This is a genomic window from Puniceibacterium antarcticum (assembly GCF_002760615.1).
GTDB lineage: Bacteria > Pseudomonadota > Alphaproteobacteria > Rhodobacterales > Rhodobacteraceae > Puniceibacterium > Puniceibacterium antarcticum.
Genome location: NZ_AWWI01000126.1, coordinates 36,648 through 51,442, shown reverse-complemented (window position 1 = coordinate 51,442; position 14,795 = coordinate 36,648). Strand labels below are relative to the sequence as shown.

The window sequence follows — 14,795 nt, the reverse complement described above, 5'->3', positions numbered from 1 at the left end:
GGGGCGCACCGATCCTTAGGCGCGCCCCATTCACTTGTCTGCTCAGAAATCTGCCCAGTCAGGCAACATCAAAGGCCAAAGGCTTGACCTGCTGGAACAGGCCGGTCTTTTCCAGCTTGCCGATCACACTCGCAGGCACCACATCATCGACGTAAAGCAGGGCGATCGCCTCACCCTTTGCCGCGGACCGGCCGAGGGTGAAGTTGGCAATGTTCACGCCATTCTCGCCCATGGTCATGCCCAGCATACCAATGATGCCCGGCACGTCTTCGTTTGTGGTATAAAGCATGTGCGCGCCGACCTCAGCGTCGATGTTAATGCCCTTGATCTGGATGAAACGCGGCTTGCCATCGCTGAACACCGTACCGGCAACAGAACGCTCGCGCTTCGCAGTCACAACGGTAACCTTGATATACCCGTCAAAGGCGCCCGACTTGGCCTGATTGGTGGTCGAAATCTTCACACCGCGTTCTGCCGCGATGACCGGGGCAGAAACCATGTTCACATCCGGATTGGCGCGCTTCATGATGCCAGCAATCACCGAACAGTTCAGGGCCGCAAGGTTCATTTCGGACACGGTGCCATCATACAGGATGTTGATCGCCTTGATCGGCTCATCCGTCATCTGCCCGATGAAGCTGCCCAAATGATCGGCCAGCTTGATCCAGGGGCCCATGACCTTGGCCTCTTCTGCGGTCACCGACGGCATGTTGAGCGCGTTGGTCACGGCGCCGGTCAGAAGGTAATCCGACATCTGCTCGGCGACCTGCAGGGCGACGTTTTCCTGTGCTTCACTGGTCGCGGCGCCAAGGTGCGGCGTGCAGACCACGTTGGGCAGGTTGAACAGTGCATTTTCCTTGGCCGGTTCCTGCGCGAAGACGTCAAAGGCCGCGCCAGCCACATGGCCAGAGGTCAGCAGATCCGCCAGCGCCTGTTCGTCGACCAGACCGCCACGGGCACAGTTGATGATGCGCACGCCAGTCTTGGTCTTTTCAAGGTTCTCGCGGCTCAGGATGTTCTTGGTCGTTTCGGTCAGCGGCACGTGCAGCGTGATGAAATCGGCGCGGGCGAGCAGTTCATCCAGCTCGACCTTTTCGACGCCCATCTTGTCGGCTTTTTCCTGGCTGAGGAAGGGGTCATAGGCGGCCACTTTCATCTTGAGGCCACGGGCCCGGTCGCAGACGATGCCACCGATGTTGCCGGCACCGATCACGCCCAGCGTCTTGCCGGTCAGCTCGACGCCCATGAACTTGGACTTTTCCCATTTGCCGGCATGGGTCGAGGCAGAAGCCTCGGGGATCTGGCGGGCCACGGCGAACATCATCGCGATGGCATGTTCGGCGGTGGTGATCATGTTGCCGAAAGGCGTGTTCATGACGATCACACCCTTTTTAGAGGCGGCGTCACGGTCGACGTTGTCGACACCGATCCCGGCGCGGCCGATGACCTTCAGGTTGGTCGCGGCGGCAAGGATCTTTTCCGTGACCTTGGTGGCCGAACGGATGGCAAGGCCGTCATACTGGCCGATGACTTCGGCCAGCTTGTCCTTGTCCTTGCCCAGATCGGGCTGGAAATCGACGTCGATGCCGCGATCACGGAAGATCTGTACGGCGGCTTCGGAAAGTTCGTCAGAGATGAGTACGCGGGGGGCCATGGTGATGGTCCTTCAAAAAACAGGGAAAGGCTTGGGCCACACGCGGGGCCCAAGAATTTTCGCAGAAAATTCTGGATCAGGCGGCTTGGGCCAGCTTTTCGATCTCGGCGTGGAACGCCCAGTCAAGCCAGGGCAGAAGCGCCTGAATGTCCGCCGTTTCCACCGTGCCACCGCACCAGATCCGCAGACCGGCAGGTGCATCGCGATAGGCGCCGATGTCCAGTGCCACGCCTTCGGCTTCAAGCCGCTTGGCAACGGCCTTGGCAAAGATGGCGCCATCGGTGATGCGCGCATCGGTGAACTTGAGGCAGACGGAGGTGTTCGAGCGGGTCGCATCCTGCTCGGCCAGATTCGCGATCCAGTCGTTGGCGGCGCAGAAATCCCAGATCGCCTGTGCATTGGCATCGGCGCGGGCCATGAGCCCGTTCAGACCACCGACCGAGCGTGCCCAGTCCAGAGCGACGAGGTAATCCTCGACCGCGAGCATCGACGGCGTGTTGATGGTCTCACCGACAAAGATGCCTTCGATCAGCTTGCCGCCTTTGGTCATACGGAAGATCTTGGGCAGGGGCCAGGCGGGGGTGTAGCTTTCGAGCCGTTCGACCGCGCGGGGCGACAGGACGATGATGCCGTGCGCCGCTTCGCCGCCCAGAACCTTCTGCCAGGAGAAGGTGGTCACGTCGAGCTTGTCCCAGGGCAGGTCCTGCGCAAACGCGGCCGAGGTGGCGTCGCAGATGGTCAGACCCGCGCGGTCGGCGGGGATCATGTCGCCATGCGGCATGCGCACGCCCGAGGTGGTGCCGTTCCAGGTAAAGACGACATCAGTGTCGTAATCCACAGCGGCCATATCGACGATCTGACCGTAATCGGCGGTCTTGACCTCGGCTTCGATCTTGAGCTGCTTGACCACGTCGGTGACCCAGCCCGCGCCAAAGCTTTCCCAGGCGACCATGGTCGCGGGGCGGGCGCCGAGCATCGACCACATGGCCATCTCGACCGCGCCGGTGTCCGAGGCAGGCACGATGCCGATGCGGTAATCGGCGGGAATGTTCAGGATCTCGCGTGTGCCGTCGATGGCCGCCTTGAGCTTGGCCTTGCCGACAGCGGCCCGGTGCGAGCGGCCCAGAGGCGCGTCAGCAAGCAGGTCGAGCGAGAATGTGGGGATTTTGGCGCAGGGGCCAGAAGAGAAACGCGGGTTGGCCGGCCGCGTTGCCGGGTGTTCAATAGCCATTTGTGCTATCCTTCCAGATAAGCGCCCTTCGTTGGGGAAGGGTGTCCCATCGACGCGTCTAAGGGCCAATTCGCGGTTCCACAATCCCATAAATGACGGTATTGCGCCGCATCATATGGAATTCGCGACGCGCGACGGCTACGATCGGAAACATGCCCATGTTCACAGTCACTCTCATCGCGCGCCCAGGTGCGCTGGACCCCGCCCTGATCGATTCACTGCGCAACGCTTGGGGCGGCGGGGATGCAGTCTGGCTCGCTCCAGACGAGGCGGCGGAGTTCGGCCTTGGCGAAATGCCGGTAAATTTGTGGGATGTTTGGCAGGATCTGCAGGATTTGTCCGTGGATCTGGTGGTGCAGCCCTCAAAGGGTCGTACCAAGAAGATGCTTCTGGCCGATATGGACAGTACGATGATTCAGCAGGAGTGCATTGATGAGCTCGCTGAGGTAGCCGGTGTCGGCGCACAGGTGCGCGACATCACAGCACGCGCAATGAACGGCGAACTGGATTTTGAAGGCGCGCTGACCGAGCGGGTAGGCCTGCTGAAAGGCCTGTCCGAAAGCGTGATTGAGGATGTACTTGAGACGCGAATCACGCTGATGCCCGGAGGCGCTGAGCTGCTGGCCACAATGAAGGCACGGGGCGCATATACAGCGCTGGTGTCGGGCGGATTCACGGCCTTTACCAGAGCGATTGCCAGCCGATTGGGGTTTGACGAACACCGGGCCAACACGTTGATGGCTGCAGGCGGTGTTCTGACCGGGGCTGTCGAGCAGCCTATCCTGGGCCGCGAAGCCAAAGTGCGGGCGCTGGAGGAGATTACGGCGCAACTTGGCATCACCGAGGCCGATGTGATCGCTGCGGGAGATGGCGCAAATGATTTGGGTATGTTGGGCCGCGCCGGAACAGGTGTAGCGCTGCATGCCAAGCCCTCCGTTCAGGCACAATGTGCTGTGCGCGTGAACCATGGGGATCTAACGGCGCTGCTGTTCCTGCAAGGATATGCCAGATCCGATTTTGTGACCTGACCATCGGCGCAAACACAAAACTTTCCAGAAAAGTTTTGCCAAGAGTTTTGAGTAAAACTCTTGGCGTGCCATCTCTTCGGTCAATGCATCAGATCGGCGGCGGGACGAATCTGCCCTGTGACGATGCCCCGGCGATTTACGATGTCCGGGTTTAGGAACTGCACCACAGACGGATCCTGCGCCTCCACAACGCCCATGCGCACCAACAAGGCCGCAATGGCACATTCAGAAGCGCGGGTTGCCCCGTCCTGCACCTTAAGCGCTACCCCAAGCCCACGCTTTGGAAGGATTGCAATAAAATACCCCTCCGCGCCAGTCTTTAGGGCCACCGGCTCCTTGGCGGCGCGCATCAGCAGGGTGCAGGCCCGCCCCTCGCCCGCGACCATTTCGGGAAACGCATACATCGCAGCCGCCAGCCGGGCCGCAGCCCTGCTGAGGCTGTCGGACCGGTCATGCGCCGTAGCAAAAAAGGACATGGCCCGGGCCATACCGTGCATCGTCGTAGCAAAGTTGGGGGCCGAGCAACCATCAATGCCATAGCCAGGGCTGGATTGCGCCGTCACTGTCTCAAAAGAATCAAGGCAGGCCTGCTGCACCGGGTGGTCCGGCTGCACATATTCTGGCCCACCTCCAAGATGCTGGTTGAGTGTCAGAAAGCCGGAATGTTTGCCCGAGCAGTTATTATGCCACTGGCAGGGCGTGTCGTCATTCTTGATCATCTCGCGTGCCAGATCCCTGTCGCGGGTCATTTCGGGGCCGCAGCGCAGATCGGTGTCGGTCAGGCCGAGGTCCCGGAGCCAATTCTGGACCGCCTCCACATGGATCGTCGCGCCCTGATGCGAAGCACATGCCAGCGCGAGCTGGCGTTCGCTGAGTCCACGCGAATCGGCGGCGCCGGAGGTGACCAGTGGCAGCGCCTGGATCATCTTGGCCGAACTGCGCGGCAGTACCACAGCCTGCGGATCACCCCAGCAATCTGTGATCTCACCATCGGCTCCGCAGATCACCGCGTGACCGAAGTGCAGGCTTTCTGCGAAGGGTCCACGCCAGATTTCGGCAAGGGGGGCGGGCATGGGGGTCATCTGGTCCTCACAAACAAGCGATTATCTGCCAACGGGGCTTTCACGCAGCCCGTATTTCAGGCTAACCTCTGCCCGTCGAGACAAAAACGGTTGCGTGGCAGCATAAGCCGGACCACCAAGGGCGCAACCATGGATATTGAGGCTGTAGACAGCTGGAGGCTGCGCGTATGACATCATTTTTGGGCCGCATGATCGCTGGGGCCGCGCTGGTACTGGTTGCCGGGACGGCGATTGCGCAGAACGCGAGCACGAACCGCGTGGACGCGATGACCGACTGGTCGGTGTTCGAGGGCAATGATCCGCGCGAATGCTGGGCGGTGACTACCTACAAAGAAAGCGTGAACACCAAGGACGGACGCGTTGTTGCGGTGACGCGGGGCGAGATCTTGCTGATGGTATTCTATCGTCCTGGGGCCAATGTGGCGGGACAGGTCGCCTTTACAGGCGGTTATCCGTTCGCGGACGGATCGACTGTGAACGTGAATGTGGGCGGCACTGAGTTCGAACTCTTCACCGAGGGTGATTGGGCTTGGCCTGCTACTCCGGCAGATGATGCGAAACTGATTGCCGCGATGAAGCGCGGCTCTGATACAACGCTGACAGCACGGTCTGGTCGCGGGACGCAGACCAAGGATACGTTCTCGTTGCTGGGCTTTACTGCCGCTGTAGGGGATGCAGAAAAGCGCTGTTCAAGCTGATCTGCCGCATGGGTGCACGGCCCCAATACCCCCGGCGTATTTGAAAGATGAGAAGCAGGGGATCGGTGCCAAGGGTGCCGATCTTTTTGCTTTTGGCAATCCCGGGCGAATCCTGTATGAGACGCTCTTCTGACTTAGGATGATGTGCGATGTCTGCTTCGGTGCCGATTACCCAGGACGTGATGACGATCCCCCGCAAGATGGCGGAGGGGCCTGTGAACCTTGTCGGGCTGACGCGGCCTGCCATGGCTGAGGCGCTGCGCGCCATCGGCACGCCCGAAAAGCAGATCAAGATGCGGGTCAATCAGGTCTGGCAGTGGGTCTATCACTGGGGTGTGCGCGATTTCGAATCGATGACCAACCTTGCCAAGGACTTCCGCGCCAAGCTGGCCGAGAATTTTATCATCTCCCTGCCCGAGATCGTCTCGAAGCAGGTGTCCTCGGACGGGACGCGCAAATATCTGGTGCGGATCGCCGGCGGTCATGAGGTCGAGGTGGTCTATATCCCCGAAGAGGATCGCGGCACCCTGTGCATTTCCTCGCAGGTGGGGTGCACGCTGACCTGTTCGTTCTGCCACACTGGTACGCAAAAGCTGGTGCGCAATCTGACGGCAGGTGAAATCGTCGGCCAGATCATGCTGGCGCGGGACGATCTGGGCGAATGGCCCGAGCAGGGCGCGCCCAAGAACGAGACGCGCCTGCTGTCCAACATTGTGCTGATGGGGATGGGCGAGCCGCTCTACAACTTTGACAACGTGCGCGACGGCATGAAGATCGCCATGGACCCCGAGGGGATTTCCCTGAGCCGTCGCCGCATCACCCTGTCGACCAGCGGTGTGGTGCCCGAAATTGCCAAGACCGCGCAGGAAATTGGCTGTCTGCTGGCGGTGTCCTTTCACGCCACCACGGACGAGGTGCGCGACAAGCTGGTGCCGATCAACAAGCGCTGGAACATCGAGACGCTGCTGAGCGCCCTGCGCGAATACCCCAAGGTTTCGAATTCCGAGCGGATCACCTTTGAATACGTGATGCTCAAGGGTGTGAACGATTCGGACGAGGATGCCCGTCGGCTGGTCAAGCTGATCGAGGGGATTCCGGCCAAGATCAACCTGATCCCGTTCAACGAATGGCCGGGTGCACCGTACGAACGCTCCTCGGGCAACCGCATCCACGCCTTTGCCGACATCCTTTATCATGCCGGCTATGCCAGCCCGATCCGCACCCCGCGCGGCGAGGATATCATGGCCGCCTGTGGTCAGCTGAAATCTGCGACCGAACGTGCACGCAAGTCGCGCGCGCAGATCGCTGCGGAAACCGCTCAGGGCTGAGGGGGCTCAGCCCCGCTTCAGGCCGCGCAGGACCCGCCAGAGATAGGCGGCCAGAAGCAGAAGCAGCAGCGCGTTGGTGACCGGGTTCATCCAGGTCGCCACACGGTCGAACTGGCCGCGCAAAAGGTATCCGGCCAGTGCCAGAAACGTGGTCCAGAGAAAGCTGCCCAGAGCGGTGTAGAGCAGGAATGGCGTGATCGGCATACGCGTCAGACCCGCGGGGACAGAGATCAGCGTGCGCATCCCCGGCACCATCCGCCCAAAGAACACCGCAGCCGCGCCATGGCGGCGAAACCAGTCGAGCGCGCGGTCCAGATCCTGGTTCGAGAGGGTGAGCCATTTTCCATAGGCGTCGATGAAGCGGCGCAACCGTGTCTCGTTTGCCCAGAGCCCGACCCAATACCACAGCGTCGCCCCCGCCACAGAGCCGATCGTGCCCAGCAGGACGACGGCGGCAAAGCTGAGTTCGCCGGTGGCCGCCAGGTAGCCCGCAAAGGGCATCACCAGTTCCGAAGGGATCGGCGGAAAGACGTTTTCCAGAAACATCAGCAGTGCGACGCCAAGGCTGCCCATAGAGGCAAGCCAATTGGTGATGACGTCGAACATGGGCAGGCTCCAATCGGGTGAAAGTGACTTTGATCGTCCCGGGCAACGGGCCGTTTACCAATCATTGAGCAAGCGGTGCCAGACTGCAGTCCAGAGCGTTTGGTATTGTGGATCAACGTTGCGTCGCCCTCCACGGTTCCCACAGGCTTCGGGCCGCAGATCATGTCAACCGCACCGTCAGCGTGGCGGATTTATACCTAAGTGAATTTATCAGGATTGACAGATTGGCCCCGTCGCGGCAAAACTCGGGCATCTCCTTGCTGTGGAATGCCGTATGAAACACGCCTTTTTCACCCCGTCCGACGCCCGCCCGCTGGCCCTGTCCGACCTGCGCCTTGCCGAATCGCGGCTTGTCCTGATGCTGCGGCTCTGGCGGGAAGGCGAGGCCGGTCAGGCGCAGGTCTGGAACGGGTTGTGTGCCGTGCTCGGGTCGAATCGTGCCCGCAATTGCCTCGCGGCGTTTGAGGATGTTCAGCGCCTGCTGCGCCGTCACGGCTGGCGCGCGCTCAGCGTGCTTCCCTCCGAAGTCTGTCGGCTGAGCGAGGATGAGGCCGCCTTTGCCCGCTTTGTTCTGACCGCGACGGAACAGGACCGCGATGTGGCCTATCTTGATGCCAGTTTCCTTGTCTCGCCTGCGGGGATCTTGCCGCTGATTCTGGCCGCATCGCGTCTGGGTCTGCCGCTGCTTTGCGAAGAAAGCCGCTGTCGCCTGCACGAGGCGATGCGCCCGGTGTAAACGGGCCTTGACCTTCCTGTCGTGGGAACCTTTATGTCTGAGGACCAGCCAGGAGACTGCCATGAACATCGGAGAGGTTGCGAAACGCGCCGGCCTGCCACCCAAGACGATCCGCTATTACGAAGAGATCGGCCTGATCAAACCATTGCGCGACCCCAACGGGTACCGCGCCTTTCGTGATCAGGATCTGCACAAGCTTGCCTTTCTCAGCCGCGCCCGCACCCTGGGATTCACGATCGAGGATTGCCGCACTCTGATGGCGCTTTATGCCGATGAGGGTCGGGCCAGCGCGGATGTGAAACAGGTCGCGCAGGAACATTTGGGTCATATCGACGACAAGATCGCCCAGCTTCAGACGATGCGCGATACACTGTCCGAGCTGGTGCACTGCTGCGCCGGGGACAACCGGCCCGATTGCCCCATCCTCAAAGACCTCTCTGCCGAGGTCTGAGGGATCAGCGCATGCTGGCGGCAATCCTGTCCAGCACCTCTGGCAGCGCGTCAAAGGCGCCTGCATTCCTCATCCCCTCGACCATCTGCAGGTTCAGGGTGTTTGGCGTCGCCAAAGCCTCGCGCGCATCCGCCATGCGCCCGGCGCGGTCCCGCTCTAGGTTCTGCAGAAACCCCGCGACAAGGTTGGAAACATAGACCTCGGCCTGATCGGCATCATCGGTCTGCTCAGCCAGCCAGCGGCTCGCACCCTCAAGCAGGCAAAGCGCGGCGGTGGTCATGGTCGAGGCGGCGAAATGATCCGTCAATGCAGCCTCGTCCCGTTGCGGCAGGATCGGATCCGCCGCGCCGAACAGCGCCGTCAGGGCCGCGGGATCGCCGGCCACCGGCAGCGGGCAGCCGCCGTTTTCGATAAAGCCATAGGGGATCGTGACCGACAGGTCCGTTACGGGCGCGCAGGCCTTGGCAATGTCTGCCAAAGCCCCCCCCGCCATGACCGAAATCACCTGCTGATCGGCGCGCCACGGCAGGGTCGGAATCACATCCGCCCAGACCGTGGGGCGCAGGCAGAGAAAGACGACATCGCTTTGGGTGACGACATCGGCGTTCGGCGCGACGGAAATGCCCAGACCGGCTGCAGCCAGTTCGGCGGCCGTCTCAGCACTGCGTTCGGACACGGTGACCGCGTGGCCGTCGCGGGCAAGGGCGCGGGCCATGGGGGCGGCGATATGGCCGGTTCCGATAAATCCGATACGGGGCATGGGGCACTCTCCTTGGGTCCAGATCGGCGCAGTGTGACCGATCTGTCCGTAGGATGCACCCCGGACCGGGGCCAAACGTAAACACCCGCGCATCTGGTGCGCGGGTGCCTCTCTGTCACTCGATACCGTTGTAATATTTAAAAGAGCGCGCAGTCCCCTAGCCGTCTGGCCTCAGGCCATTTCCACCTGATCCGGCACCTTGGCGCCGGTCATGTAGGCCACCGCGTCGGACATGGAATGGTCCTTGGGGTCGATCACGCACAGACGGCTGCCCAGACGGTGAACGTGAATGCGGTCTGCCACCTCGAACACATGCGGCATGTTGTGGCTGATCAGCACGATCGGAATCCCACGCGACCGCACCTCCTGAATCAGCTCAAGCACCTTGCGGCTTTCCTTGACCCCCAGCGCGGCGGTGGGTTCGTCCAGAATGATGACCTTGGACCCAAAAGCCGCCGCACGCGCGACCGAGATGCCCTGACGCTGACCACCGGACAGGGTTTCGACCGCCTGATTGATGTTCTGAATTGTCATCAGCCCCAGATCGTTCAGCTTTTCGCGGGCGATGCGCGCCATTTCCTTGTTGTCGAGCATCTTGAAATATTTGCCCATGATGCCCTGTTTGCGGATCTCGCGGCCCACAAACATGTTGTCGACGATGGACAGGGCGGGCGACAGGGCGAGGGTCTGATAGACCGTTTCGATCCCCGCATTGCGCGCATCCAGCGGTGTGCGAAAGTTGATCGGCTTGCCGTCAAGCTCGATGCTGCCCTCGTCGATCTGCACCGCGCCCGAGATCGCCTTGATCAGCGAGGATTTACCGGCGCCGTTGTCCCCGATCACCGCCAGGATTTCTCCGGGCATCAGATCGAAATCGGCTTGGTTGAGGGCGGTCACACGGCCATAGCGTTTGACCAGTCCACGGGCTTTGATGATGGGTTGTGTCATGCTGAAACCTTTCTGATCCACTGGTCGATGGCGACGGCAAGGATGATAAGCCAGCCGATGGCAAAGACCTGCCACTGCACGTCCAGCCCGGCGAGGCGCAGACCGCTTTCAAAGATCCCGACGATAAGCGCACCGAACAGCGGCCCCAGGATCGAACCACGCCCACCGAAAAGCGAGATGCCCCCGATCACCACGGCGGTGATGCTTTGCAGGTTCGCCTCGGCAAAAGCATTGGGCGAGATCGACCCGACCCGGCCAATCGACGCCCAGGCGGCGACACCGACCACGGCACCGGCGGCCATGTAGACGGTCAGCAGCGTGCGGTCGGTCTTGATCCCGGCCAGTTCGGCGGCTTCCTTGTCATCGCCAATGGCATAGACATGGCGGCCCCAGGCGGTCTTGTTCAGGAAATACCAGAGCACCGCAAAGACCACGATCATCAGAATCACGCCGAATGTGATGCGCGCCGAACCAATCGAAATGTAGCTGCCAAAGATCTTGAGCGCGGCGGCTTCGGCGTCGATGTCCTGACTGCGGATCGACTGCGACCCGGTCAGCAGGCGCAGGATCGACAAAAAGATGTACCAGGTGCCCAGCGTCACGATGAACGGAGGTAGTTTCACCCGCGTGACAAACAGCCCGTTCATCAACCCGCCGCCGATGGCCACGACAAAGCCCGCGATCAGAGAGATAAAGGTCGGCACGCCTAGGTTCACACCCAGAAGACCCATGACAACGGCGGAAAAGATCATCAGCGCCCCGACTGACAGGTCGATTCCCGCCGTCAGGATGATCAGCGACTGCGCCGCGGCCAGAATGCCGATGATCGACACCTGCTGCATCACCAGCGACAGGTTGAACATCGTCATGAACTTGCCGTCCGTCACCATCGGCAGGCTGAAGATCAGCACCGAAGCGACGAGAACCATGACAGGCACCAGCGTCGGATTGAGGTGCAACAGGTGCTGAAGCCCGTCGACCATTCCTTTGCTCTTTCGCTCGAATGCTGCGACGTTCTTGTCGCTTTTATCCAGCGCACTTTCGAAGTCCTGCCCCTTTTTCGGGGTCTGTGTTGTGTCTGTCATGATCTCTCCTCCTCCGAGTCAGCGTGGCTGAACCGGACTGTCAGGTCAAAGCTTTGTGAGAGGGGTGGGAGAGGGAAGGGGCGCGCGGCCCCTTCCCGGAAGGTAGCCGGGTTTCAGCCCCAGCACTTTTCCAGCGCTTCGTCAGAGGTGATCGAGGGGATGCCCTCGACCGGCTCGTCTGTCACCAGCTCGACGCCGGTATTGAAGAAATCCAGCCCTTCGGTATTCTGCGGCTTGGTGCCGTCGGCGGCAAAGGCGGCAATCGCCTCGATCCCCATGGAGGCCATCAACAGCGGGAACTGCATGGAGGTCGCGCCGATCACGCCTTCCTTGACGTTCTGCACACCGGGGCAGCCACCGTCGACCGACACGATCAGCGCCTGATCTTCCATGCCAAAGGATTTCAGCGCCTCATAGGCACCGGCAGCGGCAGGTTCGTTGATGGTGTAGACCACGTTGATGCCGCTATCCATCTGCATCAGGTTTTCCATCGCCGTGCGGCCACCTTCTTCGTTGCCGTTGGTGACGTCATTGCCGACGATGCGGGCGTCGTCTTCGTCACCGATATCAGTCGGGTCCTTGATGTCCACGCCAAAGCCCTGAAGAAAGCCGTTGTTGCGCAGGTAATCGACCGACACTTCGGATGGGTTGAGGTCGAGCATCGCGATCTTGGCGTTCGACGTGTCGCCCATCTTGGCGGCGGCCCATTCACCGATCAGAACACCGGCCTTGAAGTTGTCTGTCGCAAAGGTGGCATCGGCCACGGTTGCAGGCTCGAACGGCGTGTCGAGCGCGATGACCAGTGCGCCGGCTTCGCGGGCCTGCGTGATGATCGGCATCAGCGCCGCACCGTCGGACGGGGTGATAAGGATGCCCTTGGCGCCGGCCGCGATGCAGGTTTCAACTGCGGCGATCTGTGTCTCGACGTCGCCGTCGATCTTGCCGGCATAAGAGTTCAGTGTAATGCCCAGCTCTTCGGCCTTGGCCTCGGCACCCTCTTTCATCTTGACGAAAAACGGGTTGATGTCGGTCTTGGTGATCAGGCAGGCGCTGACCGAATGCGCGGCGGCGTTAGCACCACTGGCCAGGCTCACAAAACCGGCGGCGGTCATGCAAAGCAGAGCGGTTTTGGTAAATGTCGTTTTCATCAGGGTCTCCTCCCAAGTCATGAAATTCAGGCCAATAGGCCCGGCGGGGTCGGGGCAACCTCCCTAGCCTGCCCTCTATACTTAACAAACACGGAATCGCCCCCGCCTGTCAATAAATAAATCACTCTTATTTATCATTGACAGACCATCCCTGCCGCGACAATATTTTGCCAATGTCATCATGACAGGCGGCATGAAAATAGAGGGCGGAAAACGGGATGCGCATTGTCGGGCACACCTGAACGCTCCGTAGTCCTCCGAAATGTCAGCAGCATTATTTTTGAGGGGAGAAAACTCTTGTTGATCGGCATTCCAGCGATATTGGGTCCTGAGCTTCTGTTCACGCTCCGCTCCATGGGGCATGGAGACGAAATCGCGCTCGTGGACGGAAATTATCCCGCGCAAGAACATGCTCGTCGGCTGATCCGGGCGGATGGTCATGGAATAATGGCGCTGTTCGAGGCGATTCTGCAGGTCATGCCCCTGGACAGAACGCCGCCGGTCGCGATCTTTCGCGCCGCACTGAACAACGATCCGGCACAACGGGGGGCTTTCCATGACCGCATCGATGCGGCCAGCGCGCGGCTGGCACCGGGTTTCAGGATAGAGCCCCTCTCGGGTGCGGACCTTTATCCCCGGATCCGCTCGGCCCATACAATCGTCGCGACCAGCGAAACCGCGCTTTTTGCGAATGTCATATTGCGCAAAGGGTTTATCGACCCTACCGACCCGTCATAATGTGTTGCAGTCAACAGAACGGACCCCCGTGACCGAGCTTCAGATCCCTGTCCCAGATCGGCTGAAGGCCGAAGATTATGTGATGCGCGGCTCGAATCAGTCGGGCATGCGCGCGCATAACGAACGGCTGGTCTTGTCGCTTATTCGACAAAGGGGTCCGATGGCAAAGGCCGATATTGCCCGCGCGACCGGGCTGTCGGCGCAAACCGTCTCTGTCATCATGCGCGCTCTGGAGGAGGACGGGTTGCTGGCCAAAGGTGACCCGGTGCGCGGCAAGGTTGGCCAGCCACTGGTGCCGATGCACCTGAACCCGGAAGGTGCCTATTTCCTTGGAATAAAGATCGGGCGGCGGAACGAGGAACTGGTGCTGATCGATTTCCTGGGTCGGGTGCACGGCCGTGTTCAGCGCACCCATGCCTATCCCCGCCCCGAAGACACGGTCCGGTTCGCGGTCGATGCCATACACAAACTGACGGATCCACTCGAGCCCGAACAGAAGGCGCGGATTGCCGGCCTAGGCATCGCGATGCCGTTCGAGATGTGGAACTGGGCGCGGCTGATCGGGATTGAGCCGGCAAAGATGGCGTCCTGGAAGAACTACGACATCAAGGCCGAGCTCGCGGCACAGGTGCCCTATCCAGTTTACATGCAGAACGACGCCTCAAGCGCTTGCGGGGCCGAACTGGTCTTTGGCGCACAGGATGCGCCACGGGACTTTCTGTATTTCTACGTCGGCTACTTCATCGGCGGCGGGCTGGTGCTGAACGGGACGTTGTACAATGGCCGTTCGGGAAATGCCGGGGCGCTTGGATCGATGCCTGTCCCCGGCGGGCAGGAGCCATTGCAGTTGATCGACGTCGCATCCCTGTCCGGAATCGAAAAGAGGATGGAAGCGGCGGGCCTGCCGACAACTGGCCTTTGGGGCGATCCGGAGCTGTGGTCGGTGGAACAGGACATTCTGGATCCCTGGATCAAAGGGGCGGCAGATGGGATTGCCCATGCGATTGCAGCTGCGGCCTCGATCATCGATTTCGAGTTGGTGATGATCGACGGCTGGATCCCTGGCGCAGTCCGCGAGAATCTGGTCAAAGAGGTGCGCCGCGCCCTGATCCGTATCAACATGGCAGGCATCACCCCGCCCGACGTTCGCCCCGGCACGGTCGGCCCCTCGGCCCGATCCTTGGGCGCGGCCTGCCTGCCGCTGTCGGAACGTTTCCTTGTGGATGGTCAGGCCTTTCTGAAACAAAGCTGAACCGGTTTATTTATTCCAGAACAATGGCTTGTCGGCAGGCTCTGGCCTTG

Annotated in this window: 15 protein-coding genes; 7 read left to right on the top strand and 8 right to left on the bottom strand. The window is 61.0% G+C overall.

Going from position 1 to position 14,795, the window contains the following annotated elements; all coding sequences use genetic code 11:
- Positions 1-58: 58 nt before the first annotated feature.
- Both serA and P775_RS19515 read right to left on the bottom strand, forming a co-directional pair.
- On the bottom strand, positions 59-1,654 hold the full coding sequence (gene serA, locus P775_RS19520) for a phosphoglycerate dehydrogenase (RefSeq protein WP_099912556.1): 1,596 nt from the start codon (positions 1,652-1,654) through the stop codon (positions 59-61).
- Positions 1,655-1,730: 76 nt separating this feature from the next.
- Complete coding sequence (locus P775_RS19515; protein ID WP_099912555.1) at positions 1,731-2,885, bottom strand: phosphoserine transaminase; 1,155 nt, start codon at positions 2,883-2,885, stop codon at positions 1,731-1,733.
- A gap of 158 nt (positions 2,886-3,043) precedes the next feature.
- On the opposite strand from P775_RS19515, the gene serB reads away from it, so the two are divergent.
- Positions 3,044-3,913 carry a phosphoserine phosphatase SerB gene (gene serB, locus P775_RS19510; RefSeq protein WP_099912595.1) on the top strand — a complete coding sequence of 290 codons (870 nt, stop codon included), beginning with the start codon at positions 3,044-3,046 and terminating at the stop codon, positions 3,911-3,913.
- An 80-nt stretch (positions 3,914-3,993) separates the two neighbouring features.
- Here serB and P775_RS19505 read toward each other — a convergent pair whose 3' ends face one another.
- Positions 3,994-4,995: an asparaginase gene (locus P775_RS19505; RefSeq protein ID WP_099912554.1), complete on the bottom strand. Its 1,002-nt coding sequence runs from the start codon at positions 4,993-4,995 to the stop codon at positions 3,994-3,996.
- Positions 4,996-5,162: 167 nt separating this feature from the next.
- On the opposite strand from P775_RS19505, the gene P775_RS19500 reads away from it, so the two are divergent.
- Both P775_RS19500 and rlmN read left to right on the top strand, forming a co-directional pair.
- Positions 5,163-5,693 carry an invasion associated locus B family protein gene (locus P775_RS19500; RefSeq protein ID WP_180287509.1) on the top strand — a complete coding sequence of 177 codons (531 nt, stop codon included), beginning with the start codon at positions 5,163-5,165 and terminating at the stop codon, positions 5,691-5,693.
- A 149-nt stretch (positions 5,694-5,842) separates the two neighbouring features.
- Entirely contained in the window at positions 5,843-7,021 is a 1,179-nt protein-coding gene (rlmN, locus tag P775_RS19495; protein ID WP_099912553.1) for a dual-specificity RNA methyltransferase RlmN, read from the top strand.
- A gap of 6 nt (positions 7,022-7,027) precedes the next feature.
- On the opposite strand, the gene P775_RS19490 is transcribed toward rlmN, so the two are convergent.
- Complete coding sequence (locus P775_RS19490; RefSeq protein ID WP_099912552.1) at positions 7,028-7,627, bottom strand: DedA family protein; 600 nt, start codon at positions 7,625-7,627, stop codon at positions 7,028-7,030.
- Between the two features lie 274 nt (positions 7,628-7,901).
- Here P775_RS19490 and P775_RS19485 point away from each other — a divergent pair, with 274 nt between their 5' ends.
- Positions 7,902-8,363, top strand: coding sequence for a hypothetical protein (locus P775_RS19485; RefSeq protein WP_099912551.1), 462 nt, complete (start codon positions 7,902-7,904; stop codon positions 8,361-8,363).
- Between the two features lie 61 nt (positions 8,364-8,424).
- A complete protein-coding gene (gene cueR, locus P775_RS19480; RefSeq protein WP_099912550.1) occupies positions 8,425-8,814 on the top strand; it encodes a Cu(I)-responsive transcriptional regulator in 390 nt (129 codons plus the stop codon).
- Positions 8,815-8,818: 4 nt separating this feature from the next.
- Here cueR and P775_RS19475 read toward each other — a convergent pair whose 3' ends face one another.
- The 4 genes from P775_RS19475 to P775_RS19460 form a co-directional block, all read right to left on the bottom strand.
- Positions 8,819-9,574 (bottom strand): NAD(P)-binding domain-containing protein, encoded by a 756-nt coding sequence (locus P775_RS19475; protein WP_099912549.1) that lies wholly within the window; start codon positions 9,572-9,574, stop codon positions 8,819-8,821.
- 171 nt (positions 9,575-9,745) lie between these two features.
- Positions 9,746-10,522, bottom strand: a complete 777-nt coding sequence (locus tag P775_RS19470; protein WP_099912548.1) for an ATP-binding cassette domain-containing protein — start codon at positions 10,520-10,522, stop codon at positions 9,746-9,748.
- Positions 10,519-11,607, bottom strand: coding sequence for an ABC transporter permease (locus tag P775_RS19465; protein WP_099912547.1), 1,089 nt, complete (start codon positions 11,605-11,607; stop codon positions 10,519-10,521). The genes P775_RS19470 and P775_RS19465 overlap by 4 nt, the downstream gene beginning before the upstream one ends.
- Positions 11,608-11,720: 113 nt before the next feature.
- The gene (locus P775_RS19460; RefSeq protein WP_099912546.1) at positions 11,721-12,755 is read right to left on the bottom strand and encodes a sugar ABC transporter substrate-binding protein; all 1,035 of its coding nucleotides are present in this window, start codon (positions 12,753-12,755) and stop codon (positions 11,721-11,723) included.
- Positions 12,756-13,055: 300 nt separating this feature from the next.
- On the opposite strand from P775_RS19460, the gene P775_RS19455 reads away from it, so the two are divergent.
- Together P775_RS19455 and P775_RS19450 are read left to right on the top strand one after the other, a co-directional pair.
- Positions 13,056-13,493: an RbsD/FucU family protein gene (locus P775_RS19455; RefSeq protein WP_245875773.1), complete on the top strand. Its 438-nt coding sequence runs from the start codon at positions 13,056-13,058 to the stop codon at positions 13,491-13,493.
- A 106-nt stretch (positions 13,494-13,599) separates the two neighbouring features.
- Positions 13,600-14,745, top strand: a complete 1,146-nt coding sequence (locus P775_RS19450) for an ROK family transcriptional regulator (RefSeq protein WP_099912593.1) — start codon at positions 13,600-13,602, stop codon at positions 14,743-14,745.
- Positions 14,746-14,795 lie beyond the last annotated feature (50 nt).